This window comes from Desulforudis sp. DRI-14 (assembly GCF_052618305.1).
Genome location: NZ_JBQXEZ010000014.1, coordinates 25157 through 49881, shown reverse-complemented (window position 1 = coordinate 49881; position 24725 = coordinate 25157). Strand labels below are relative to the sequence as shown.

22 protein-coding genes, 1 riboswitch and 1 other annotated feature are annotated in these 24725 nt (G+C 60.5%); all 22 genes read right to left on the bottom strand.

What is annotated here, in order from left to right; genetic code table 11:
- Window positions 1-41: 41 nt before the first annotated feature.
- Window positions 42-1520: a transcription termination factor Rho gene (rho, locus tag ACUM6F_RS09025; RefSeq protein WP_426377585.1), complete on the bottom strand. Its 1479-nt coding sequence runs from the start codon at window positions 1518-1520 to the stop codon at window positions 42-44.
- 327 nt (window positions 1521-1847) lie between these two features.
- The gene (gene fsa, locus ACUM6F_RS09020; protein WP_425622190.1) at window positions 1848-2495 is read right to left on the bottom strand and encodes a fructose-6-phosphate aldolase; all 648 of its coding nucleotides are present in this window, start codon (window positions 2493-2495) and stop codon (window positions 1848-1850) included.
- 191 nt (window positions 2496-2686) lie between these two features.
- Window positions 2687-3550, bottom strand: coding sequence for a class II fructose-1,6-bisphosphate aldolase (locus tag ACUM6F_RS09015; protein WP_445349015.1), 864 nt, complete (start codon window positions 3548-3550; stop codon window positions 2687-2689).
- A 114-nt stretch (window positions 3551-3664) separates the two neighbouring features.
- Window positions 3665-4324 carry a hypothetical protein gene (locus ACUM6F_RS09010; protein WP_445349014.1) on the bottom strand — a complete coding sequence of 220 codons (660 nt, stop codon included), beginning with the start codon at window positions 4322-4324 and terminating at the stop codon, window positions 3665-3667.
- A gap of 59 nt (window positions 4325-4383) precedes the next feature.
- Window positions 4384-4779, bottom strand: a complete 396-nt coding sequence (locus ACUM6F_RS09005; RefSeq protein WP_445349013.1) for a response regulator — start codon at window positions 4777-4779, stop codon at window positions 4384-4386.
- Between the two features lie 55 nt (window positions 4780-4834).
- Window positions 4835-5461, bottom strand: coding sequence for a YIP1 family protein (locus tag ACUM6F_RS09000; RefSeq protein ID WP_425620517.1), 627 nt, complete (start codon window positions 5459-5461; stop codon window positions 4835-4837).
- Window positions 5462-5502: 41 nt separating this feature from the next.
- A complete protein-coding gene (gene sppA, locus ACUM6F_RS08995; RefSeq protein WP_425620518.1) occupies window positions 5503-6414 on the bottom strand; it encodes a signal peptide peptidase SppA in 912 nt (303 codons plus the stop codon).
- Between the two features lie 235 nt (window positions 6415-6649).
- Complete coding sequence (locus ACUM6F_RS08990) at window positions 6650-8254, bottom strand: CTP synthase (protein ID WP_445349012.1); 1605 nt, start codon at window positions 8252-8254, stop codon at window positions 6650-6652.
- Between the two features lie 24 nt (window positions 8255-8278).
- Window positions 8279-9967 carry an arginine--tRNA ligase gene (gene argS, locus ACUM6F_RS08985; RefSeq protein WP_445349011.1) on the bottom strand — a complete coding sequence of 563 codons (1689 nt, stop codon included), beginning with the start codon at window positions 9965-9967 and terminating at the stop codon, window positions 8279-8281.
- 123 nt (window positions 9968-10090) lie between these two features.
- Window positions 10091-11212: a polysaccharide deacetylase family protein gene (locus ACUM6F_RS08980; protein WP_445349010.1), complete on the bottom strand. Its 1122-nt coding sequence runs from the start codon at window positions 11210-11212 to the stop codon at window positions 10091-10093.
- Between the two features lie 162 nt (window positions 11213-11374).
- Complete coding sequence (locus ACUM6F_RS08975) at window positions 11375-11962, bottom strand: FG-GAP repeat domain-containing protein (RefSeq protein WP_425620524.1); 588 nt, start codon at window positions 11960-11962, stop codon at window positions 11375-11377.
- Entirely contained in the window at window positions 11959-14133 is a 2175-nt protein-coding gene (locus tag ACUM6F_RS08970) for a DUF3160 domain-containing protein (protein WP_445349009.1), read from the bottom strand. The genes ACUM6F_RS08975 and ACUM6F_RS08970 overlap by 4 nt, the downstream gene beginning before the upstream one ends.
- Window positions 14134-14250: 117 nt before the next feature.
- The gene (locus tag ACUM6F_RS08965; RefSeq protein ID WP_425620526.1) at window positions 14251-15144 is read right to left on the bottom strand and encodes an REP-associated tyrosine transposase; all 894 of its coding nucleotides are present in this window, start codon (window positions 15142-15144) and stop codon (window positions 14251-14253) included.
- Window positions 15145-15274: 130 nt separating this feature from the next.
- Complete coding sequence (locus tag ACUM6F_RS08960) at window positions 15275-16474, bottom strand: aminotransferase class I/II-fold pyridoxal phosphate-dependent enzyme (RefSeq protein ID WP_425620527.1); 1200 nt, start codon at window positions 16472-16474, stop codon at window positions 15275-15277.
- Window positions 16471-16959: an Lrp/AsnC family transcriptional regulator gene (locus ACUM6F_RS08955; RefSeq protein ID WP_445349008.1), complete on the bottom strand. Its 489-nt coding sequence runs from the start codon at window positions 16957-16959 to the stop codon at window positions 16471-16473. The genes ACUM6F_RS08960 and ACUM6F_RS08955 overlap by 4 nt, the downstream gene beginning before the upstream one ends.
- A 152-nt stretch (window positions 16960-17111) precedes the next feature.
- Window positions 17112-17335 (bottom strand) — a binding site (T-box leader).
- 107 nt (window positions 17336-17442) lie between these two features.
- On the bottom strand, window positions 17443-18798 hold the full coding sequence (mgtE, locus tag ACUM6F_RS08950) for a magnesium transporter (RefSeq protein WP_445349007.1): 1356 nt from the start codon (window positions 18796-18798) through the stop codon (window positions 17443-17445).
- A 245-nt stretch (window positions 18799-19043) separates the two neighbouring features.
- Window positions 19044-19253, bottom strand: a riboswitch (M-box (ykoK) riboswitch).
- A 290-nt stretch (window positions 19254-19543) separates the two neighbouring features.
- Entirely contained in the window at window positions 19544-20878 is a 1335-nt protein-coding gene (gene ypeB, locus ACUM6F_RS08945) for a germination protein YpeB (RefSeq protein WP_445349006.1), read from the bottom strand.
- Between the two features lie 51 nt (window positions 20879-20929).
- Window positions 20930-21511, bottom strand: coding sequence for a cell wall hydrolase (locus ACUM6F_RS08940; protein ID WP_445349005.1), 582 nt, complete (start codon window positions 21509-21511; stop codon window positions 20930-20932).
- A gap of 307 nt (window positions 21512-21818) precedes the next feature.
- A complete protein-coding gene (nfi, locus tag ACUM6F_RS08935; protein ID WP_425620532.1) occupies window positions 21819-22502 on the bottom strand; it encodes a deoxyribonuclease V in 684 nt (227 codons plus the stop codon).
- Entirely contained in the window at window positions 22499-22816 is a 318-nt protein-coding gene (gene cutA, locus ACUM6F_RS08930) for a divalent-cation tolerance protein CutA (RefSeq protein ID WP_445349004.1), read from the bottom strand. Before cutA ends, nfi begins: the two co-directional genes overlap by 4 nt.
- The gene (locus tag ACUM6F_RS08925; protein WP_445349003.1) at window positions 22813-24213 is read right to left on the bottom strand and encodes a cobyrinic acid a,c-diamide synthase CobB; all 1401 of its coding nucleotides are present in this window, start codon (window positions 24211-24213) and stop codon (window positions 22813-22815) included. Before ACUM6F_RS08925 ends, cutA begins: the two co-directional genes overlap by 4 nt.
- A gap of 110 nt (window positions 24214-24323) precedes the next feature.
- A complete protein-coding gene (locus ACUM6F_RS08920; protein WP_425620535.1) occupies window positions 24324-24641 on the bottom strand; it encodes a TusE/DsrC/DsvC family sulfur relay protein in 318 nt (105 codons plus the stop codon).
- Window positions 24642-24725 lie beyond the last annotated feature (84 nt).

The window sequence follows — 24725 nt, the reverse complement described above, 5'->3', positions numbered from 1 at the left end:
TGCTGTTGGCTGTTAAGCTGTTTGCCGTTTGACTACCGTTATTACGTTCCTGCGGCGCCCCTTCTGCCGTTTTCGTAGGCAGGCAGGGGCGGGCCCGCGGCCTGCTTGAAGACCTGGAAATTCCGCAGCAGTTCCTTGTTGGACCTGGTCCGCCTCATCTCTTCGATCATGTGGTCGATGGCCTCCCAGGCCGTCATCTGGTTGGTGAGCTTGCGGAAGTACCACATCAGTTCAAGCTCGTCCTTCGAAAGCAGCAACTCTTCCTTGCGCGTTCCGGACCGCTGCACGTCGATGGCCGGGAAGATGCGGCGGTCGGCGATGCGCCGGTCGAGGACGATTTCGCAGTTGCCCGTTCCCTTGAATTCCTCGAAAATAACCTCGTCCATCCTGCTCCCGGTCTCGATCAGGGCCGTGGCCAGGATGGTTAGGCTGCCGCCCTCCTCGACCTTGCGGGCGGCCCCGAAGAAACGCTTGGGCTTGTGCAAAGCCGCCGGGTCGACACCCCCGGACAGGGTGCGCCCGCTGGGCGGCACGACGAGGTTGTAAGCACGGCCGAGGCGCGTGATGCTGTCCAGGAGAACGGCCACATCGTGTCCGTGCTCCACCATCCGCTTGGCGCGCTCAAGGACCATCTCCGTGACCTTGACGTGGTTTTCCGGCGGCTCGTCAAAGGTGGAGGCCACGACCTCGGCATTAACGGAGCGCTGGATGTCGGTAACCTCTTCAGGACGTTCGTCGATCAGCAGGATGATCAGGTAAATCTCGGAATGGTTCGCCGTAATGCTGTTGGCGATATGCTTCAAAAGCGTGGTCTTGCCCGCCTTGGGCGGGGCGACGATCAAGCCGCGCTGTCCCTTGCCGATCGGGGCGATGAGGTCGATAATCCTCGTGGCGATGATCTCGGGCGTCGTTTCCAGGACGATTCTCTCCTGCGGGTAAAGGGGCGTCAGGGCGTCAAAGTGCGTGCGCGTGGCGGCCTTCTCGGGGTTTTCTCCGTTGACCTGCTCGACGCGCAGCATGGCCAGGTACTTTTCACTGTCCTTGGGCCTCCGTACCTGACCGGACACCAGGTCTCCCGTGCGCAGGCCGAACCTCCGGATCTGTGACACCGACACGTAGATATCGTCGTTAGAGGGGAGGTACTGGTGGGGGCGGAGAAAACCGTATCCTTCAGGCAAGACTTCCAACACACCCTGGGCGACAAAGAGACCGTTTCTGTCCGGGCCTGGCCGGCTTACGTCGGTGAACCGGGCCGTTTCGGGGAGCCGGGGCGCCTCGCGGGCCGGGGGGGCGACGTCCCTTTCCGGGGGCGTCTCCGGCTGCGGTGCTCTTTCCGGGACCGGAGGGCTTTCCGGAACCGGGCTCGCTTCCCGCGCCCGGTTCATTTCCTGCGCCCGAGTGATCTCCCGGATCAGTTCCTGTTTCCTGTACCGGTAGTAGCCCGGAATATTAAGCCTCCTGGCGATGGCTTGCAGCTCACTGACCGTTTTGGTGGCAAGGTCTGTAATGGACAAGGGCATCCCCCCTACGAGACCGTTGACATTGAGAAGTAGGAGTTGTGAGGTGTAAGGTGAGTCCGATCCGATGTTACGCCACCAACGACCCACATCCCAGATCCCCAATGGCCGGCCTCTGATTAATTCTTCAGAGTTAGGTAGAGGCTCTCATACGCTTTACTTCCGTAACCCAGTCGTACGCATTTTGCAAGGGTTTTCTTGAGGACACTGTTGTCTTGTGTATAACCACATGGAAAACATTTTATGCTCAGGGGCGGGTCAGACAATTAGCTGGCCAATTGAGAAGTGGGAAGTGCGAGGTGAGAGGTCCGACTTCCCACTTCTTACCTCTCATTTCTGGTTGAGCTTGGCCCAGTCGTCCAGGAACTTTTTGATCCCCACGTCGGTCATTGGGTGTTTGACCATCTGCATCAGGACGCTGAAGGGAACGGTGGCGATGTGCGCGCCGCACCGGGCTGCCGCGGTCACGTGCAGGGGATGGCGAATGCTGGCCGCGATGACCTGGGTGGGCAAGTCGTGGATTTCAAAAATATCGACGATCTCGCGCACAACTTCCATCCCGTCGTGACCGGCATCGTCAAGCCGCCCGACGAACGGGCTGACGTAGCTGGCCCCGGCCAGGGCGGCCAGGAGCGCCTGGTTGGCCGAAAAAACGAGCGTAACATTGCACTTGATGCCTCTCGTTTCTAGTTCCTTGACGGCTTTGAGGCCCTCGGCCATCATCGGGACCTTGATGACGATGTTGGGATGGATCCCGGCCAGTTCCTCGGCCTCGGCGATCATCTCGGGAGCCCGGGTGCTGATCACTTCGGCGCTGACCGGACCGTCGACGATGCTGACGATCTCCCTGACCACTTCCTTGAAATCCCGGCCTTCCTTGGCGATGAGCGAGGGGTTGGTAGTCACCCCCGAGATCACGCCCAGGGAAGCTGCTTCCCGGATTTCGTTGACGTTTGCGGTATCGATGAAGAGCCTGATCTTTAACACCTCCGGTGTTGATGTAGGACTTAGGGCGTAAGACGTAGGAAGTTGGAGGACTGGAAGCTAGCAGTTGGATATATGAGTCAAACGCCCTAGACTTCGAAGAATTTTGATGTTGAGACAAAGGATATTTTATAGCTTGTGGACCGACTTCTTAAGTCCTAAGTCCTATGTCCTATGTCCAACATCTAGATTTCGGGGGCTTTGCCGGAGCTGCCGAAGATCCTGATTTTCTCCCTGATGACGGCGACCGCGGCCTCCCGGGCCGGGCCGAGGACCTTGCGGGGGTCGATCTCGCCGGGGTCGGCTTCCAGCACCCGGCGCATGGCTTCGGTGAAACTCTGGCGGATGTCGGTATCGATGTTGACCTTGCAAACCCCCAGCGCGATCGCCCGGCGAACAGCGTCGGCGGGCACGCCCGAAGACCCGTGCAGGACCAGCGGGATGTTGACGGCCTTCCTGATGTGCTCCAACCGCTCGAAGTCGAGCCTGGGCTCGCCGCGGTAACGCCCGTGGGCCGTACCGATGGCTACCGCCAAAGAATCCACGCCCGTAGACTCGACAAACAGCCCGGCCTCCTCCGGATCGGTAAAAAAGGCGTCGCGCTCGCTGACGGAGATGTCGTCCTCGGTGCCGCCAATGCGGCCTAGTTCGGCCTCGACCGAGACGTCCACGGCCCTGGCCACCTCGACAACCCGGCGCGTGAGGGCGATGTTCTCCGCGAGGGGGTGGTGCGAACCGTCGATCATCACCGAGGTGAAACCACCGCGGATGCAGCGGACCACCTGTTCGAAGCTGGTGCCGTGATCCAGGTGAATGGCGACCGGGACCCGGGCCTGGCTGATCGCCGTTCGGGCCATGGCCGCGATGAAGTCCAGGCCGGCGTACTTGATCGCTCCCTGGCTGGCTTGCAGGATAACCGGCGCCGATTCTTCCTCGGCCGCCCGGATGATGGCCTGGACGATCTCCATATTGTTGCAGTTAAAGGCCCCTACTGCCCAGCCACCGGACTGGGCTCTTCTCAGAATTGCTGCTGCAGGTACAAGAGGCACTTGTGAAGTCCTCCAAACAATCAGTTATAAGTAGCAGGTTGCCATATATGGGCATCGGGCCTTGATCAGCACTCAGTGCTATTATTCCCGGCCTCCGGCAGCTTTACTGACGGCTTACTTGTTATCGTGTTTCCGGAAAGCGTGTTCGGGGACGTCAGGCAGGGTGCACCAGGAGAGTTCGATCTTCTTCAGCGCCTGCAGGGAAAGGGCATCCTGCTCCGATTCGGCCTTGACAACCTTAACCCGTTTACAATGACGGCAGTGCAGTTCGATTCGGTCGGGGAAAATCTCCAGCTCGATCTGGTTGCGCCCGCAGGGACAGCAGAGGTTGCCGTCCTCGGCCAGGCTGTGCACAAAACTCAGGGCGGAAAGCATGATCTCGGCGTTTTTGAAGTAGGTCTGCCCGCCCATTTCCTCTACCAGAGTTTCCAGGGCCGTCTGCTGGCCTTTAAGGTACTCTTTGATCTTCGCCCTCGGGCCGATCTGCCCCAGTTCCAGGCCTGTTTCCTGGCACGAAAGGTGAATGATTTCCCGCGGCCAAAGCTCTTTGGCCGTCAGGCGGTAGAGGTGGGTGGCTTCGCATACGATACAGTTGATCTCCAGCCAGAAACGCTTGTGGTCCCGCGTGGCGATCACGGCGAGCAGCGTTTTGCAGGAACACTTGATCTCCCGCCTTTTTTCCCGGCAGAAGATAAAGCGCGAAACGACATGCAACCCGAGCCGGCCGCAGTCGGGACAACAGAGAGCGAGCGTGGTGTCGGTGTTGACGACCAATACAAGAACCTCCCACAAGCTAGTTCGCCAGCCTAGACACGAATTCCTCTTGCGCAATTCTAAGCGGAAACGTAGGCCAACACCTTCCGGACGATTTTGCGCACATCGTTGAGGTCAAAGGGTTTGAGAATAAGGCAGCGAACACCCATCCTCTCGGCCTCACCGGGATCGGATAATTCACCGTAGGCAGTGATCAGGATAACGGGCACGTTGGGACTGATCTTGTGGATTTCGCGCAGCGTCTCCAGGCCGCTCATCCCCGGCATCTTGAGGTCCAGCAGAATCAGCTCCGGGGTTTCCTGCTTCACCTTGGCGAGGGCTTCCCGACCGTTGGAAGCCAGTTCGACGCTGAAACCGTCATTGGTCAGGGCCTCAAATAAAAGCTGCCGGATTGCCGGTTGGTCATCCACGACCAAAAGCATCCCCCATCCCACCATTATGCAAAATATATCCATGGGTTCGCGGCGACCGAAGGGGAATCCTGCTTTTTGAAAGGCAGGAAGTGGGAAGTTAGAGCGGGGGTAATGGCAGACTCGGGGCGGCCGTGATCAGTCCCAGGACGGCCAGCCCGATTAATCCCGCAAGCAACACAATAAGCACGACCGCCGGCAGGAAAACAACGGCGAGGGCGCGGGCCGTCTCCATCCGGTGCATTTCCCGCATGCCCACGACCAGGAGGACGACACTCCAGATAAAGAGGCCGACGCTCGCCAGGCCCGGAATGAAGCCGGCAGATTTGCCGGTAAAGAGCAGCGACAGGCTCTGGACGGGAAACATGAACAGCCCGGGGAGGCTCGCCAACCCGTAAGCGACAAGGGTGGCCCGGGCGTGGCCCGTTCCGCCGAACAGCTGGGCGACGAGGTGCAGGACGGCGCCGTAGCACAGCCATTTAACGTACCACAAGAAAAAGCTGCCGAGGGCGATGCCGACACTCAGCCCCGCCCCGACCGCACCAAACACTTCATGGGGCGCCAGGCGCAGGGTGAAGAGACCCATCAGCACGGCGGCCGCGTTTAATATCGTAATCAGGATAAAGGTCGTTCCCAGCGGCGGGCTTTCGGCCAGCCTGCGAAAGGTCGCTACGGGGTCGAACAGGACGCCGTAAACAAGTTCCAGCAAATTAGTATGGCTTGACAATTGATTTCTCCCCACTTCCCCTGGCTGGCGCCAGTGTCAGCTTATCTTTGCCTGATCACCGGGTCGGTGAGCAGCCAGGCGCCGGGGTCGATCATCCGACCCAGCGAAGAAAACCCTGACGACAGCCAGCTCCAGAAATCGGGGACGCCGATCTCCACCACCCTGGGCTCGCCCTTGATGCCCGCCCGGTCGGCGGCGATCCTGATGGCATCCTCGAGCCCGCCCAATTCGTCGACAAGGCCTAATCCTTCGGCCTGCCTGCCGGTATAGATGCGCCCGTCGGCCAGTTGCAGTACCCGTTCCCTGCTCAAGTCACGGCCTTGGGCGACGACATCCACAAACTGATGGTAAATGTCATCCACCATTCCCTGGAAGATGGCCCGTTCTTGCTCGGTCACCGGCCGGGTGGGTGAACCCATGTCCTTGTGGGGGCCGCTCTTGAACACCTCGTTCGAGATTCCCAGTTTACCGTACAGTTCCTGCACCTGGACGGTCTCCAGAATCACGCCGATACTGCCCGTGATCGTCGCCGGGTTGGCTACGATAGTGTCGGCCCGGCAGGCGATCCAGTAGGCGCCGGAGGCCGCCACGTCGCTCATCGACACGACGACGACCTTCCCGGATTCCCGGAGGCGCGTGACGGCATCGGCTATTTCCTGGGAGGCGGCCGCACTGCCGCCGGGGCTGTTCATCCGTAGCACCACGGCCTTGATCGCGTCATCTTCCCTGGCCATATCCAGGCGTTCCACGATATCATCCGCAGAGGCGTTGGAGGCAAAAGGCCCGGATGGGGCGCTGCCCACGATCATTCCTTCGATCGAGACGACCCCCACGGCCTCCCCGCCGGCGCCGTAAGCGCCCGGTGCCCCATTACGGGCACCGATGACCGCGGCCACGACGATAGAAAGGAGGGCCACCCCCAGGACAACGGCAGCCCAAACTTTACGTGACACTTTTACACCCCCGATAAAAAGGTATAACACTTGACCTACTCGTGTATAACGCTGGGCCGGTGTTGGATGTTGGATACTTGAAGGGATTCGGCTGAGCCGAATTCCCGATCAAATAAAGCTGAACAGCCAATATCCGTCACTCGAACCCAGCCACAAAGCCTGCTTTTAAACCTCAATACCTTATATCCTGCATCTTAATCCAACGCCCAATACCTAACACCCGAAACAGGACCGGCTAGTCGGCCCTGTTCCGTAGGGCGGCGCCGACGAAGTCGCGGAAGAGCGGATGCGGGCGGTTCGGCCGCGACTTAAACTCCGGATGGAACTGCGTCGCGACAAACCAGGGATGATCGGCCAGCTCGATGATCTCTACCAGCCTGCCGTCGGGCGACAGACCGGTGAACTGCATACCCCACTCCATAAACTGGCCGCGGTATTCGTTGTTGAACTCGTAACGGTGCCGGTGCCGCTCGATGACCACGGTGTCGCCATAGGCACGGTGCGCCCTGGAGCCCGGCACCAGGTGGCAGGGGTAACCGCCTAGGCGCATGGTCCCGCCGAGGTCGGCGATGTTCTTCTGCTCGGGAAGGAGGTCGATGACAGGGTGTCTGGTGCCCGGGTCGAACTCAGGGCTGTTGGCCCCCTGCAGGCCTATGACGTTGCGCGCAAACTCCACGCAGGCCAGCTGCATGCCGAGGCAGATGCCCAGCATGGGGATCTTCCGCTCCCGCGCGTAGCGGATGGCCCGGACCTTGCCCTCCGTACCACGGTCTCCAAACCCGCCCGGAACCAGGACACCGTCGGCATCGAGGATGTAATCCTCCACGGCGTTGGTTTCCAGGTCCTCGGCGTTGACGTACTTGATTTCCACCCTGGCGCTGTTGGCGATACCAGCGTGGTAGAGGGCCTCGGAAACACTGAAATAGGCGTCCGGGAGGGAGACGTACTTGCCGACAAGGGCGATCTTCACGAAGTCCTTGGGGTTCTTGAGGCGGGCGACCATGTCCTCCCACTCGCCGAGGTTGGGGGGGCCGCAGACCAGGTTCAGTTTCTCAACGGCCACCTCGGCCAGCCCCTCCCGCTCCATCATCAGCGGCACGTCGTAGATCGAAGGGGCGTCGAGGGCCTGGATGACCGCCCTTTCCTCGGTGTCGCAGAAGAGGGCGATCTTGCGTTTCAGGTTGGGCGGGAAGGGCCTCTCGGTCCGGCAGACCAGGATGTCGGGCTGGATGCCGATGCCCCTGAGCTCCTTGACGCTGTGCTGGGTCGGCTTGGTCTTAAGCTCCTTGGCGGCTCTTACGTAGGGAACCAGGGTCACGTGGACGTAAAGGATGTGCTCCCTTCCCAGGTCGCTCTTAAGCTGCCGGATGGCCTCCAGGAAGGGCTGGGATTCGATGTCGCCCACCGTGCCGCCGATCTCGCCGATAACGACGTCGGCGCGCGTCTCCTTGGCCACCCTCAGGACCCGTTCCTTGATCTCGTTGGTGATGTGCGGAATGACCTGGACGGTCCCGCCGAGATACTCCCCGTGCCTCTCTTTGCGGATGACCTCGGCGTAAACGCTCCCGGTGGTGACGTTGGAATAGCGGGTCAGGTTGATGTCGATAAAGCGCTCGTAGTGGCCGAGGTCGAGGTCGGTCTCCGCCCCGTCCTCGGTGACGAACACCTCACCGTGCTGGTAGGGGCTCATCGTCCCGGGGTCGACGTTCAGGTAGGGATCGAGCTTCATGATCGCCACCTTGACGCCGCGGCTTTTTAAAAGGCGGCCCATGGAAGCCGCCGTGATACCCTTGCCCAGTGACGAAACCACACCGCCGGTAACAAAAATGAATTTGGCCATGTTCTCCTCCCCACAATCCATCCTTTACATTCTATCCGGTGCCGCAACGCCCAAGAGGTCCAGAGCCCTGCGCAGGACGATGCGCGTAGCGTTCACCAGGATCAGGCGGGCGTCCTCCAGGGGCTCGTCCACCCCCAAGACCCGGTAGGCGTTGTAGAAGCTGTGGAAAAGCCCGGCCAGGTCGTGCACGTAGTACGCCACACGGTGCGGGGCCAGGTCCAGCGCCGCCTGCGCGGCCTCTTCCGGGAAGTCGGCCAGCCGGCGCAGCAGCGCCCTTTCGGCGTCCTCTTGCAGCAGGGTGAGGTCGACGTCCTCCGCCCGCGGCATCTCCTTACCCCTGGCCTCCAACTGCCGCAGGATGCTGGCGATGCGCGCATGGGCGTACTGGATGTAATAGACCGGGTTCTCGTTGCTCTGAGCCTTGGCGAGGTCAAGGTCGAAATCGAGGTGGCTGTCGGCGCTCCGGGTGACGAAGAAGTACCTGGCGGCGTCCTTGCCCACCTCGTCCAGGAGTTCGTCGAGGGTCACGTACTGGCCGGAACGCTTGGACATGCGCACGATTTCCCCGCCCCGGTAAAGCCGCACCAGTTGCATGATCACCACCTCGAGGGCGTCGGGGTCGTAACCCAGGGCGGCCATCGCCCCCTTCATGCGGGCCACGTGGCCGTGATGGTCGGCGCCCCAGATGTTGATCACCCACTGGAAACCGCGGTCGAACTTGTTCTTGTGGTAGGCGATGTCGGCGGCAAAATAGGTGGGCACGCCGTTGTTGCGCACGACGACCTCGTCCTTCTCCACCCCGAAAGCCGAGGCCCGGAACCAGAGGGCCCCCTCGTGCTCGTAAAGGTGCCCGCGCTCCCGGAGCAGGTTCAAGGTCTCCCGCACGGCCCCCGAATCGTGCAAGCTGCGCTCGGAGAACCAGACGTCGTAAGTTACGCCGAACTGCTCCAGGGTCTCCCGGATGGCCGCCAGTTTTTCGTCCAGGCCGAAGCGGACCAGGGCCTCGCGCCTTTCCCCGGCCGGCGCGGCCAAGTAACGGTCGCCGTGTAAGGCGATAAAGCGCCGGACCGTCTCGATCAAGTCCTCGCCGTGGTACCCCTGCTCGGGTACCGCTACATCCTGCCCGAAGGCCTGGAGGTAGCGGGCCTCCAGGGAAAGGGCCAGGTTCTCGATCTGGTGGCCGGCGTCGTTGATGTAGAATTCCCTGGTTACGTTGAAGCCCGCGAAGGCCAGGAGCGAGGCGATGCTGTCGCCGAGGGCGGCCCCGCGCGCGTTGCCCATATGCAAAAGGCCGGTGGGGTTGGCGCTGACGAACTCCACCTGCACCTTGCGGCCCCCGCCGACCATGCTGCGTCCGTAGTTTTCCCCGTGGGCTTCGATCTCGCCAAGGACGCCCAGCACCCAGCCGGGATCGAGGTAGAAATTAATAAAGCCCGGTCCCGCGATGCTGACTTCTTGCACCTGTGTACCCGCCAGTGACAGGTGACGGACAATCGTGTCAGCGATTTGGCGTGGGGGACGCCGGGCTGGCTTGGTCAGGACTAAGGCCAGGTTGGTGGCGAAATCGCCGTGCTGCCGGTCTTTTGGAACCTCAACCGTGAAGGCGGGGACCGCAAATCCCTCGGGCAAATCCAGTTCTTCACCGGACGCCGTCACGGCATTGCGTAGAGCCCGCTCGATACCTGCCCGCAGGCTCGCCAGAAGGAAACCCATTCTAGACCTCCTCGACTGTTATCAAGAGGGCTTGCTGCCTCTATTTGGTTGTCCTATTTTCAATCATCTTTTTTAGCTTAATATGTCACTGCTCGGCCTGTCAAGGCAACCGAGACGCTCTTCCTATAAGTCGCCCGGGCTGTCCAGGCTCGCCTGCCCCGGCTCGTCCCCGGGGCCCGCCCAGACAGGCGAGAGTCCCAGCCCGACATCGGGGTCGCGGGCCCAGGCGGGGAACCAGGCCGCCGGACCGCTGCGGTCGGCCAGGGGCGAACGCCCGGCCTTCTTGATCTTTTTGATCAGTTTATCCGTCGAAAGATCGGACCTGCCGGCGTTAATACGCTTTAGGTACAGCGGGTTCTGCCCTCTTACGTTGACCCCGTGCAAAACGGTGAAGCAATACTTGTAGCCGTTGTCCCGGAGGATATCGATAAAGTAAGGGGTATAGGCGCCGTAGGGGTAGGCGAAAAACGACGCCTCTGAGCCCAGGTGTGTGCTGAAGGCCTCGTTGCTCAAGGCGATGTCTTTCTCGACGCGGTCCCGGTATTCCAGAATCGTCTCCTTCCGACCGGCAGCGGGATCGAAAACGAAGGCCACCGTCTGCGGCGCCGACGTCCCCGGACCTGTGGGAGCCCGGCGGTGAGCGTCGAAGGTGTGCCCGCCGACTACAAAAACGCTGCTTTCGGTCATTTCCCGGAGCTGGTCCCAGGTCAGGTAACCGGGCCGGCCGACGTACCCGGCGACCACGAAGACAATGGCTTGGGCACCGTATTTCGCCAGGACCGGGTAGGCGCAGCGGTAAATCCCCTCGTAGCCGTCGTCGAAGGTGATCAGGACGGCGTTGGGCGGCACGGGCGCGCCGTTGAGGAAACCGGCCATCTGCTCGGGCGAAATGATATTGAACCCGTCTGCGCGCAGGGCCCTGACGTCGGCCTCGAACCGCTCGGCGGTGACCGTGCCCCGGCCCGGGGCCCCGCCGACGTTGTGGTACATCAGCACGACGACCCGGTCACGGTAGTACGCCGGGGTTCCGTCTTGATCAAAGCCGGGATCGGTCTCGACATCATCAAGAAGTGACGAAACAGGAAGCCGGCTGTCGCTGAAGAAAGCGCCGCCGCAGACATGAGACGGGAAAAGGAAAGCCGGTACGCTGAAAAGCAGTACCGCCAGGGCCGACAGCACCAGCAATGCTGGAAAACCTATTTTTCTAGCCGGGGTGGGCATTATCGTCTCACCTCGACTGGTCAATCGGTTAATTCAATTATATTCGACACCGGTCGCTATACGGAATGGCTATACAAGCGGCAGGGCCGGACAAGAAAGAACCGTTTTTCAACAGCCCCATATGAGAGACGGGTCGCAGGAAGTTGGAAGTAAGATGAAGCGAGAAGTAAGATCGGGAGGCAGGAGTCACTCAATGTCCATACAGAGGCTGAAACCCCACCCGTCCCACCTCCAGACAGTGGTGCGGGCAGGTGCTTTCCTGTCCAGAGCGTAACGCTCACCGAAAGTCCTTCGGTACTCCCCTTCCTCGACAACCAGCTCGTTCAAACCGTTACTGTCAGCATCCCGGATCACGAAGGAGACAATCGGACGGTCGAGATCGGAGGAACACCAGACCGGCCGCAGGGCGTCACCCGTCAGCCGGTAGACGAAGAGGTGGTTCTTGTAGCTTCGGTCCTCGCGGTCCTCCCAGAAGGGCCTAACCGGGCCGAAGCTCCCTTTTTTCCACAGGGACATCACCAGGTCAGCGGCGCCGTCGTTGTCCACATCCCCCAGCGAAAAACCGTCCACACGCCATTCGGGAGGTGACTGCCAGAGCATCGCCTCCCCCTCCCTGACAGTAAGGCGGTGACCGGTGAGCAGGTAGCGCTCGGCATCCCCATCGCCGTCGAGATCCCCGGTTACAGTCCGGGATGCCGTGTCCCCGGCGCCGGGCAGCAAAACCAGCAGACCCATGATTGCTGAACAGACAAGTATCCTTAAGGTCCTGCTCATTGTCGCGGCGCCGTATATAACTTCGTCCAGGCGGGCTGTTGCGGAGCCTGGTCCTCGGCAAGCATAACCCGCCATTTCTGGTCGGTCAGGCGGTCTTCGGCCGGCCACGGGAACTCGTAGTAGGAGTAGACAGCGCCCCTGGCAATGCGCAGCTTGCCGTCTACAGGAACAACGGCGTAGATTTCGCTGACGTAGCCGGTGCCCGCCTCCAGGACCTGCCCGTTCGGATCGGTAGCAACGTCGGCAATCAGGCTGGCCGGGTTTTCGTAAACGGCGGAACGGTGGTCCACGCCCTCGTCCCCCAGGGCTTCCAGCCAGAAGTGCTCCAGGTGCCCGCCGAAGCCGCGGATGAGTTCATACTCTTCGTCGGTCAGGGACTCGTTGACAAGTTCCTTTTCGGCTATGGTCTTGAGCCTAAGAGCCAGTTCCTCCATCCGCTCCAGCGCAGTCTTGTCACGTTCGTTCAAGAGCCCCCGGCTTTCCAGCCCGTCAATGGTCATCCTGGTCAGTGCCGCAAGGCGGGCAAAGACGACGGGATTGGGTTCGACGTAGCCCCGGTCGTCGACCGGCTCCCCTCCCCCGCCCATCTCGGCGTAGACTTGCTTGGCGTAGAGGATGGTGTCGTGCTTGAGTTCGGTCCAGCTTCCCAGGTAGGTCTCCAGTTGCTTGCGCGTCCACGCCTGGTTGGTCATGAACGAAGGATACCCCTTCCCTTTAGGCTCCGTCAGGGGCACCAGTGTATGCAGCCAGGACCAGTACAGGTTCTGCGTCCACGTCCCGGCGTCAAGCCTCCGCATATGGGTCTGCAGCTTGCACATGTTCTCGGGGTACTTTGCGTATCCGGTTTCGCCCATACCGTCCAGGATAGCGTAGGCCTCTTTCGACCCCATCGCCGCAGGGATGTCCAGGCCCTTGGGCAGCATGCGGCGCCGGCCCTGACTGTCTTCCCCCACTTCACGGTAGACTAGTCGCTGAAAGATAAAGGCGTCCAGGGTGAAGCGCTGGCCCATAAAACGGAAGCCCTTGATTTCCTTGTCGCGGTCGGGCTGGACGGTCTCGTCAAAGATCGGCATTGAATTGCCGGCCGGAGGTTCCAGCTCGCGCACCGCGGCCAGGAAGGAGGTCCAAGCGTCCTGGTCGGCGGCAAGTTCCCTGGCCGAGGGCACACGCTCATAGGTTTTGTTCATCACCTCAAGGTACTGGAAGAATCCGAGGTCGTCGCTCTTGCCGACGAAGAAATTGGTGGGCTCGTAGATGCGGTTCCAGGAATCAAAGTGCTTCTTATTGCTGAGCAACACGGTGATCAGGGCGGCCGATTTGGTTTCGTCCTCGTTGACAGTCCGGAAAGTCAAGCGCCCGTACCACATCATCGCCTTGAAATAACTCTTGAGGTCATCAGACTTGGCGTAATGGCCGCGCGGGATGTACTGTGTGTAGTCCTCCTTGCAGGCATCCATCATATTGGGGTCGGCGCTGCCGATGTTCATCACCGGGGAGGGGATAAAGACCTCCCGGTGCTCCCTGATAAGCTTTAACTCGGCCTCCACTTCATTGCGTACATAGGAAGGCACGCCGGCCGAGGGATCCAAAAGCCTCGCGGCCACGGCAAAAAAGGCGACGTTGCGCCGGGCCGCATTTTCCCAGCCGGTTCCCTTCAGTTCCCCGTACTGCTCTTCGCTCCCCGCCAGCATTGACGCCGTGAGCGTCCGGAGTTCGGGGCGCAGCCGGTCCTTTTCCAGCGTGCGCAGGAGGTGGCTGAAGTACAGATGGTAGTTGTGCAACATCGCGTCGGTGGTGACAAAATTGGGAACGGGGACTTCCTCGTAGCGGTTCATCTCGTAGACCGGGAAAAACTCGAAGTGATTCTTGTTCGGCACCACCACAAACCCGTTTTGGATCAGCAGTTGACGGACCGCAGGCGAGAACGTGAAAAGCTCCTTGTTGGTCACATTCCCCAGGTCAGCAGCAACCCTGTAGGGCTTCACGGACGGTTTGACGTTGACCGGGACCTCGCGGTAGGCGGCGAACCCGGTGGCGGCGGCCGTGACTAAAGGCGGCCGTGAGGCCGCCGGCGAGGTGTTCCCGACTTCCCGGCGGCAGCCACCGGCCAAATTTACCAGCAGCAGGACGATAAGAAGGAGGCCAAAGGCCGGCGTTCTGAAACGGTTCATCCGATTACCCCTTTCGGCAAGGAAACAATGGGCGGTCCCTGCAGTCGTTTAACAAGTATAACCCTCCCGGACGGCCCTTTGTAACACCGGGGTCTCCTGCTGGGGTCAGACTTATCGTTATTTATCGATACTCCTGTTTACCTTTAGCTCATTAACGATGGCCATCCACCGCTCTTCCTCAATAGGCGGACCGGATTCATCGATATCACGCAGCGCCGTGCTGACCTTGTCAATACCCTTATGGAGGAACTTGGCGACATCAACAACTCGATGACCGGCAACACGCACCGCAGTATACATGAACAACCTTCTGGCCCATACACATCGGCGGTCCCGTGCGCCACCAATGATACTCTCCCCAGCCACTTCCGCAACGCCACATACCGCTGCAAGCACAGCACTTAGATCTGCCTTAAGGGGTTCTGGCGGAGGTACCGCAGCGGGCCTGGCTTTCGGCTTCGGATGCGGATCAACACTGTTTTCAGACACCATTGACAGCCCATCGATATCCTTAACCCCGTACTCCATTAACAGATCCTGTACGAAGGAGCAGTCAACAAGACCGTCAGAGACCTGGCCAAGATAATACCTATGGCTCGACCAGGGATAATCTTCAGGGGTGCTGACGATTCCGGCATCCACCGGGTTGAGGTGAACGTAACGAACGGTTGCCAATAGATAGGCGTCATCCTCAATGAGGCTGGCTTTATACCGGCCCTGAAAAACATGTCCCACTTGGCCGTATTTCTTGTTCCACCATTGCGTGTAACATTGTTGAATACCCTGCATTGTCTTGCACAGTGGGATGGACCCTACCTGTAATAAAAGATGGACGTGGTTTGGCATCAGGGTAAAGGCGTGCACAGTTACTCCATAGCGTTTCCTGTACCTGTCAACTAATTGGAGATACTTGCTATAGTCTTCGTCCTCAAGAAAGACTTCTTCCTTACGGTTGCCTCTGGCCGTAACGTGATAGAACCCCTCATCCTGATGCAGACGCGGCTGACGCAAGAGGATCATCACTCCAATGTTAAGACAAGATAGCCTTAGGAAGACTATACCATATCGAATATCGACAAGTATCGATAAGTTTGACCCCATCAGTCCACGGGGGAGCCGTTGCGGCTCCCCCGGAACCTGCTCAGACCATATTTGCCGCCTGTTCCAGCCGGTAGCGGCGGACAAAGCGGCCCATACGCTTGAAGGCCTCGGTCAGGTTTTCCACCGAGGCGGCGTAGGAGATGCGGATGTGCCCCTCCCCCGAATCGCCGAAGGCGTTGCCGGGAACGACGGCCACCTTCTCCTCCATCAGCAGCCGCTCGGTGAACTCTTCCGAGGACAGTCCCGTCCCGCTGATGTCGGGAAAGACGTAGAAGGCCCCGCCCGGGTTGAAGCAAGGCAAGCCGATCTCTTTCAGGGCATTGATAACCAGGCGGCGGCGGTAATTGTACTGGCCGACCATGCGGCGCATCTCGTCGCGCCCGTTTTTCAGCGCTTCCAGGGCGGCCATCTGCGCGGAGATGGATGCGCAGAGCATGGTGTACTGGTGGATCTTGGTCATGGCCCCGATAAAGTCGCCGTGCCCGGCGGCGTAGCCCACACGCCATCCGGTCATAGCGAAGGCCTTGGAAAACCCTTGCAGCAGGATGGTCCGGTCACGCATGCCCGGCAGCGAAGCAAAGCACGTATGCTGTCCTTCGTAAGTCAGTTGGGCATAAATCTCATCTGCAATGACGATAAGGTCGCGTGCCGCCGCCACCTCGGCCACGGCTTCGAGTTCCCGCCTGGGCATGACGGCTCCGGTGGGGTTGTTCGGGTAGCAAAGGATAAGCGCCTTGGTCCTGGGCGTTACGGCCTTTTCCACCTGTTCAGCGCTGAGCCGGAAGCCCTGTTCCTTGGCCGTTTTGATCATGACGGGAATGCCCCCCGCCAGGAGCGTGCACGGCTCGTACGACACGTAAGAGGGTTCCGGGATCAGGACCTCGTCACCGGGGGCGACGACGGCTCGCATGGCCAGGTCGAAGGCCTCACTGACCCCGACGGTGACCAAGATCTCCGTGCCGGGGTTGTAGGCGACGCCGAAGGATTCCGCCAAGTACCCGGCCAACTCCTGCCGGAGCGCCGGCAGGCCGCTGTTGGCCGTATACATGGTGTAGCCTTTCTCAAGGGCGTAAATGGCCGCCTCCCGGATGTGCCAGGGGGTCACGAAGTCGGGCTCGCCCACGCCGAGGGAGATGACGCCCTTCATCTCCGAGGCGAGGTCGAAAAACCGGCGGATGCCCGACGGTTTGACGGCCGCAACGGTGGGGTTGAGACGCCCGACCCAGGAACGGTTCCTCATGGCGACATCACCAGCCTGTGGTCGTCCCGGCCGTCAGTAAGGATGACGCCGCCCTCCTTGAAGGTCTGCAGGACGAAGTGTGTCGTGGTATGGGTTACCCCGTCCAGCGGGGCCAGTTTGGTAGCCACGAAAAAGGCCACCTCCTGGATGGTCTTCCCTTCGATGAACACCGCGAGGTCGAAGGCGCCCGACATCAGGTAGAGGCTCTTGACCTCGGGATAACGCCCGATACGCTCGGCGATCGCCTGGAAACCCACCTCACGCTGCGGGGTGACGCGCACCTCGATCAGCGCCAGGATCCTTTCCTTGCCGACCTTTTCCCAGTTGACCATCGTCCGGTAGCCGAGGATGGTGTGGTTAGCCTCCAGTTCGGCAACGGCATCCCTCACCTCGGCTTCAGGACGGTCAAGCATGACGGCAATTCTCTCCGGGGTCAGCCGGGCATCGCCCGCCAGCAGCTCCAAGATCTGTAACTTATCCTCCACTTCGCCTTACCTCCTCTTTAGGACTTAGGACTTAGGACTTAGGATGTAGGACATTGATGGGCGTTCGCTGCGGCCAAGGCCTCGGCGCTTAAGTCCTGAGTCTTACGTCTGCTCCAGTACCGAACACCCACAACAAAAAACCCTCGTCCTATCTTAAGGACGAGGGTTTCTCCCGCGGTACCACCTTAATTGGCGCACAAAAGCGCCCACTCCGGCCCCTTAACGCAGGGCTTGCGGAAAAACATACTCAGGGCTTTTCTCCCTTTTCCGTTTTTCGGCTCCGGGGCGGCCGGGGCGTCTTCCTTGGCCGGGCTTACACCGCACCCCGGCTCGCTGGGCAAATCGGAACACCTTTCTTCCCCTTCAACGCCTTGCCGCTATTGTGTAACACCTTAGCATTGGGCCATGCCCTTTGTCAATAGGAAAACTACGCCGCGGCCGTAGTTTTCCTGGTGTAAGGTATTAGGTTTGGCGCACAGCGCCCTAAATGCCGAGTATCCACCGCGCAACTTGAAAGTAGATGAGCAGTCCGGTGGCGTCGACCAGGGTCGAGATCATCGGCGCCGAGAATACAGCCGGGTCGAAGCCAAGCCTTTTACCGATGATGGGCAGCGTCGCCCCCAGGCTCGAACTGAAGGTGACGATGGCAACAATGGCGAGGGCGACGGTGATACCCAGGCTGGGCGACTCGCCAAGCGTCAAGGCGCGTACAAACATCACCGTGCCCATGGTCATGCCCAGGAATATGCCCAGGCGCGCTTCCCGCCAGATAACCCGTAGGAAATCTCTCGTCGAGACCTCGCCGACGGCCATGGCGCGGATAACGAGGGTCGCCGCCTGGGAACCGGAGTTGCCCCCGGTGCCGATCAGCAGCGGGATAAAAAAAGCGAGTGAGACCGCTTTCTCCAGGGCGTCGGCCTGCCAGGCCAGGATATTAGAAGTAATGCCCCCGGCGATGAACAGAAGCAGCAGCCAGCCGATGCGCTTCCTGAACAGGTGCAGAAGGCTTGACTTCAGGTACGGCTCGTCAAGGGGCTGGCTGCCGCCGATGAGCTGGAAGTCCTCGGTGGCTTCCTCTTCGATGACGTCCAGGACGTCGTCGACGGTGACGATGCCGACCATCCTCCAGGCATCGTCCACGACCGGAACAGCCACGAAGTCATAGTTCGCCAGAGTGTTCGCCACTTCTTCCTGGTCCGCGTGGGCCGACACGGAAACGACCTTGGAGTTCATGACGTCGGCAACCTTGGCATCGACCGGGGAGAGAATCAAATCGCGCAGCGACGTGACCCCCACCAGGCGACCCTTAGCGTCAAGGACATAGACATAGGACACAATTTCCGCCTCGCGGCCCACTTTGCGCACGTGATCCAAAGCCTGCTTGGCCGTCCAGTGCTCACGGGCGGCGATGTAGTCGACAGTGGCCAGGGAGCCCGCCGTGTCGTCCGGGTAAGCCATCAGGGCGGTGATCTGGGCCTGGTAGTCTTCCGAGAGCCAGCTCAGCAGGCGCTGTCCCTGGCGGGGATGGATGGCCATCACGAGGTCGGCCAGCGCGTCACTGGACATCGTGTTCACTATTTCACGCGCGAGTGTCTTGTCAAGGTCGTCCAGTATCCGGTATTGCTCGTCAAAAGGCAAATGCTCCAGGATTTCGGCCGTCAGATCGGCCGGAAGGCTGGAGAGCAGCTGGCGTTGCTCGTCGGGTTCCAGTTCCGGAAAGACCTCTGCCAAGTCGTAAGGCTGAAGCTGTTCCAGGAGTTCGGAAACGCTTTCTTCGGTAATTCCCGAGGCCAAGACCTCGCGGACGAAGGCAAGCGCGCTTTCTTTTTCCTCAGACACAGGCGGCACCCCCTCTCCTAAACCGGCGCTAAAGCGCCAGGCTTTTAGCGTTAAGCTTTGGGCATTGAGAGGTCTTTGAGGGGATTCAGCAAAGCTAAACCCCTTCTTTAATAACCCCAATAATAATCTCAGTGCTCAATGCTCAGTGCTATTTTACTGCCCGCTGCTCGCCAGCTATTCTCAGCGCCCAGTCCAAAAAATAAAGGCCTTTCCCATGATTCATAAGAAGGCCTGCGGGTTGACCAAGCCTCCTTCACTCGTCCGAGCTTTGGCTCAACACACGGCTAGAGTTTGCGAGGTGAGATGTGCGAAGTTAGTCGCTTCTCACTTCTCGGCTACTCAGCCACACTAGGTAAAACCTTATTTCGGTAGTACCTGCTGACCCGTTAGCGTCTCTCGACATGTCCGGGCAGTGGCTTGTGTCCGTGCAGTAGCCTCACCTAACGAAGATGGCCGACAAGCTATGGTGTTAACTTCAGACTAGCACTTGATGTCGTGGATGGCAAGATAGCAAACCGGAATATTGGGTACATTTAAAAGTGCCAAATGGGACGCGCCAGGGACTGTTGAAAAACTTCGCCCGCCCAGTACTCAATCCGATGGTCGAACATTTTTCGATAAATCGCAGTCAGTTCACTAAGCGCAGACTTTCACTTTGCAAAAGCCTCATTGAGTGCTGGGCCGTTTTTGAACAGTCCCCGGTTTTTCAATAGGCCGTAAAAAGCGTCCCCTTTGAATAACAGCCTTACATTGTCAAAATGCCTTCCCTGACGTCGACAAGCTGGAGGATTTTCACTTCCGCGCCGTTTTTGGCGTCGATGTAGACCAGGTAGTCGTTGGGACCGGACTTGCCCCTGAACTCCCAGGTGAGGACCTCCCTGCCGCCGTCGGTCGGGATGACTGCCAGGCGCGAACCGGTAACGGTGAGATTGGGGCTGAGCTTTTTGCGCGCGTCATCAACCGTTATCCTAGGCTGGAGATCGGTGCGCCGGTGATGCTGCATCAGGAATCCCCGCTGTTCAAGGCCGATGACCTGCCCGTTGTCCAGGGCCACCGTAACCTTGATCAGGTCGGGGTACATGACGACACCGTTCTGGCGCGTGGCAAAATTGAAGGTTATGGCGTTTTCCTGGCGTTCAAAATAACTGGGCTCCACATCGGCCTTGCCGCGGGCGGCGAGGTAGCGCTCCGCCCTGGCCCGCGCGGCCTCGGCGCTGATCCTGGCGGAACGAGGCAGTCGGGTGGAGAGGAACCAGACAGGCTCCCCGCCCTTCTTGGCGATATCCATCGTAATCCGTTCCTGCACCCGGCCCCTGCTCCCGACCACTTCGACCCGGTAAGCCGGGATAGCTCCCCGGGTCTGCCCTATCACCTGCGCGGTATAGGTAACTCCGGGCAGGCGGTCGACGGCGCGGATGGCGGCAGTCCTGGCCTCTTCGCCCGTTATTGTCCGGCCGGTCAAACCCAGCGGGTGCGGGCGCTCGAGGTGATCCGAAAAAGGACCGTCATAGATGAGCGTCGGGAAGACCTCCATCTGGCGGTTGATGCTTATGAAGTCCTCTTCCCGCGGTTCGGGCACCTGCGGTTTTTTGAGGGCAGTCCGCTGCCTGAGCGCGCCTCTGATGTCCCAAAAGTCGGCCCCGGTTTGCTGCACCTGCCTCTCGACGTCGTGCAACTGGGTGTTCAGGACGGCCGCCTGCTTTTGCAGTTGGCGAAGGGTATCGCGGGTTTCCGCGGACGGTTCCTTTCCCTGGGCTATCCCGCGCAGGACCGACCCCGAATAATCGGCCACCTGATTGAGATACTTCATCGTCCGCAGGAGCGTCACATCCTGGACCGGCAGCGAGCTCATCTCGCGCTGCGCCAGCAAGGCCGTCTGGCGGATCTCGGCGAAAACCGAGGCGTCGAAGGGCGGTGCGCCGGACACCAAGCCTTTCCCCAACAGGGCCTCCAGCGTCTGAACGTCGTGGAGCGTTTGGTAAAAGGCGCGCTGGTACTGGTTGTTGAGCTCGGTTGTAACGGCTTGCGCGGTGCGCTGCTGGTCAAACCCCCAGGCCCATACAGCCCCTAGAAGCAGCAAGCCTAGACCAACCGGGAGCGTCCATCGTCTCAATGCAGTATTTCCCCTTTCTTAACGGGCAAACACGTGCCGCCCGATCTGGGTGATGATGCGCCGGGTCCAGATCCAGGGCGATACGGGCTTGCTCGGGTTCCAGAAGTAAATGGCTCCCCCCGTGGGGTCCCAACCGGCCAGCGCCTGGCGGGCGGCCCGGTAAGCTTCGGCGGAGGGCGGCCTTCGCCAGATCAGGCCGTTGGAGACCGATTCAAAGGCGTGCCGCTGGTAGATGACCCCAGGTAGCGTATTGGGGAACGAAGCATGCCGGACGCGATTCATGATTACGGCGGCGACGGCGATCTTGCCAATGAATGGTTCACCCGCCGCCTCTCCTTGAATGACCCGCGCCAGCAGGTGGATGCTGTCGCTTCTGCTGAATTCCGCTTCGGCCACCTCGGGTATGCCGAGACCCAAGGACGGCCAGGCACGCCCGGCAACCGGTACGGTTGCCGGAACACCGTTGTAGGCCGCCTGGTATCTTTCACCTCCCCACGGCAAGGCTGACTGTCCGCCGACCCCGGACTCGAGGGCCGGGGCCACGGCACACGTCACCGCCAGGACGGCCAATGCTGCCATCACCTTCCACTTGTGACGCATATAATCCCTCCTAAAAAAGTTAGTATTCAGCGCTCGGCTTGCAGCACTCGGATAAAGCTAAGCCAGATCAAAGGGGTCGGCAAAGTCGACCTCATAGTCGTTAGTAAGGCATAAGTAGTGCATAATCCGAGCTCTAATAGTGTTAAGGCAGCGGGCGAAGCCCGCTTTTGTGGTTATTCTGCTTAAGAAGCCTGTGCAAAATTCAGGCTGCAATAAAAAAGAGCCCCTGTGGGCTCTCGCGGGCTAATTCAGTAGCCAATAGCCGGTAGTTGGTAATAGAAGGGATTCGCGATGCGAATCCCTTCTATTACACGTGTTCCAGCCGAAGGCGGTTAGACTCGATGTGGGCCAGCCGCGTCGGCTCCGGCAGCCGGTAGCCTTTCAGGCAGCGCAGGACCAGATCTTTCGCCGCGTCCAAATCCAAACCGTACCCTACCGAAACGTAGACCGGCTTGACCCGCCGCCGCGTTCGGAGAAGGATGCCGACCACCTTCCCCTTGTACTCCAGGGGGCTCGAATCTCCGGGCTCCGGGCCCGGGTCCTCGCCCCCGCCCACCAGCAGCGACTTAGCCACCCCGACCGTGGGGCAGCCGAGGATAAGCCCGAAGTGGCAGGCGATCCCCATCCCGCGGGGATGGGCGATGCCATGTCCGTCAAAGAGGACGGCCCGGGGGACATTCCTCAGGCTCGCGAAGGCCTCTTCCAGCGCCGGGCCTTCGCGGAAGGCGAGGAGCCCCGGGACGTAGGGGAAATCGGCCTCTCTGACCGCGGTCGCCATCTCCACAGTCTCCAACCGGGGGTAGCTTAAGACAACAACGGCCGCGAACACCGTGTTGGTCGCCCGGTGGAAAGACACATCCGCCCCCGCCACCAGTGACAGGTCATCCATTGCCAGTTTCCCGGTCAGGCGCAGTCTCCCGCGCAGTTCATCCTGAAGGGCGACGGCCTCCCGCGGCGCAAGGCTCCAGGGATGAACATATTGAAACTTCACGGACGTACTTCCGCGGCCAGCCATTCCAGGTATGCCGGCAGCCCCTTGGCGACTTCGAGGGCGAGGATGGCCGGCACCTGGTAGCTGTGCCGCTCCTTGACCGCCGCTATCGCCCTGTCCACCATTGCCGAGGAGGTCTTGGCGATAATGACGGCCTCCTCATCCTCGCAGATTTTTCCCTCCCACCAGTAAGTGGAGAGGATGCGGGGAATGACGTTGGCGCAGGCTACCAGGCGTTCCTCGACGAGGCTTTTGGCCAGTTTTTGGGCCTCCTCCACCCCGCTTGCTGTAATGTACAAGACAACGGCGCTCACTTTCTCGCTTCCCCCTTCCTCAACCTGTACTCGGCGGCCCGGCGGACAAGGTTAGGCGCCCACTCGGGGACGCTCAGGGCATGGATGTGGGCATAGGCGGCAAAGGTGTTCTTGTACACCAGCCCGTCGTGCAGGCCGTCAATGCCGTAACCCTTATGGACCTTGAGCGCGAAGGAGACTTTGCTGAAATCGATACCGGCAAGACTGGAGTGGTGGAATTCGTGCCCCTTGATCAAGGCCCCCCGCGGGAAGAAGGCATTCGGGCCCACGACCTCCATCAGCATGTACCCGTGCCCGCGAGGTTTTTCGTCCAGGTCCACGTCGAAGGGCAGGGCTCCGGCCATGCAGTACTCCTTCCCCCGCCACGTCAGCGAACGTCCCAGGTACATCAGGCCACCGCACTCGGCGTAGACCGGCATGCCGTCCTCCACGCCGTCGCGTACGGCCTGCCGCAGCGCCGCGTTGGCTTCGAGTCGGGCCGCGAAGATCTCAGGAAAGCCGCCCCCGATGTACAGGCCGTCAACGGGCGGCAGGGTATCCTTCAAGCTGTCGATGAAAACCAAGCGCGCGCCGGCCAGCGTCAGCTGTTCCAGGTTCTCCGGGTAATAAAAACTGAACGAGCGGTCGCGCAGCACGCCGATCCAGGGCCCGTCACCGTCTTGCCGGACGGCGGCGGCTCTATCCGGCGCGTCCAGCGGCGGAGCCGAACGGGCGATGTCCAGGATGCGGTCGATGTCCAGCCGCTCTTCGGCGTCGGCCGACCACGCCTCGATCGCCCGGTGCAACCGGCGGTCTTCCTCGGCCGGGACCAGCCCCAGGTGGCGGTCCGGCACCGCATACTCCTTCATCTTCGGGAACACCCCGACCACGGGTAGGCCGCAATAGCGGTCGACGGCCGCCGTCAGCATGTCCCTGTGCCGGGGCCGGGCCACGTTGTTGAGCACGACGCCCGCCAGGTTGACGTCGGGGTCCAGCTGCTGGCATCCCAGGACCACGGCGGCCACGCTGCGCGTCATGCGCATCGTGTTCACGACCAGGATGACAGGCGCGCCCAGGACCTTAGCCAGCTCGGCCGTGCTCCCGCTGCCTTCCAGGTCGAGCCCGTCGAAAAGCCCCATCGCCCCCTCCACCACTGCGATGTCGGCGTCCGCCGAGCTCGCGGCGACCGACGACCGGATGGCGGCGGGCGTCATAAGGTACAGATCCAGGTTGCGGCACTGCCGCCCGGCGACCCGCGAAAGCCAGCTCGGATCGATGAAATCGGGGCCCTTCTTAAACGGTTGGACCGCAAGGCCCCGCTGGCGCAGGGCGGCCAGCAGGGTCGCCGTTACCGTGGTCTTCCCCGAACGCCCCTGGGGGGCGGCGATGACAAGCCGCGGACGATTCTGTAATACCAAAGAAACACCTTCTTAATTGAGCACTGAGCGTTGGGCACTGGGACGTTATAGGGAGACGCAAATAACCCGGGGATTGCTACCCCGGGTTATTTTTCCCGCGTCTTAAGTCCCTACACGCAGCCGGTCGGCTTCGGAAGGCCGCCGATCTTGCATGCGCCCTTTGCCGGGCCGGACGGGAACAGCTCGTAGATCTCCTTCAGCGAAATACCGGTGTCCTTGCACATCTTGCGGATCATCGGAGCGATACCGTTCTTGGCATAGTAGTCCTTGAGGTAGTTGACAACCTGCCAGTGCTTCTCGGTCAGTTGCTCGATGCCCTCGGTCTTGGCGAAGTAGTCAGCGAGTTCGGGGAACCAGGTATTGGGGTCAGCAAGGAATCCGTCCTCGTCAACCTCAACTTGCTTGCCCGCAACTTCAATCATCGGCATTTGGAAACATCCCTCCTACTAAAATATGGATTGCTTTTTTATTGCAGCTCTGGCCTTGGTATTAGAGTAGCCTGAAAGGTGCTA

Excerpts from the sequence above, each read along its gene's own strand:
- rho (WP_426377585.1), bottom strand. The coding sequence starts at position 1,520 with ATGCCCTTGTCCATTACAGACCTTGCCACCAAAACGGTCAGTGAGCTG.
- ACUM6F_RS08960 (WP_425620527.1), bottom strand. The coding sequence starts at position 16,474 with ATGAGGAACCGTTCCTGGGTCGGGCGTCTCAACCCCACCGTTGCGGCC.
- ACUM6F_RS09005 (WP_445349013.1), bottom strand. The coding sequence starts at position 4,779 with ATGGATATATTTTGCATAATGGTGGGATGGGGGATGCTTTTGGTCGTG.
- argS (WP_445349011.1), bottom strand. The coding sequence starts at position 9,967 with ATGGGTTTCCTTCTGGCGAGCCTGCGGGCAGGTATCGAGCGGGCTCTA.
- ACUM6F_RS08990 (WP_445349012.1), bottom strand. The coding sequence starts at position 8,254 with ATGGCCAAATTCATTTTTGTTACCGGCGGTGTGGTTTCGTCACTGGGC.
- ACUM6F_RS08975 (WP_425620524.1), bottom strand. The coding sequence starts at position 11,962 with ATGAGCAGGACCTTAAGGATACTTGTCTGTTCAGCAATCATGGGTCTG.
- ACUM6F_RS08920 (WP_425620535.1), bottom strand. The coding sequence starts at position 24,641 with ATGCCGATGATTGAAGTTGCGGGCAAGCAAGTTGAGGTTGACGAGGAC.
- ACUM6F_RS08940 (WP_445349005.1), bottom strand. The coding sequence starts at position 21,511 with ATGCGTCACAAGTGGAAGGTGATGGCAGCATTGGCCGTCCTGGCGGTG.
- ACUM6F_RS08970 (WP_445349009.1), bottom strand. The coding sequence starts at position 14,133 with ATGAACCGTTTCAGAACGCCGGCCTTTGGCCTCCTTCTTATCGTCCTG.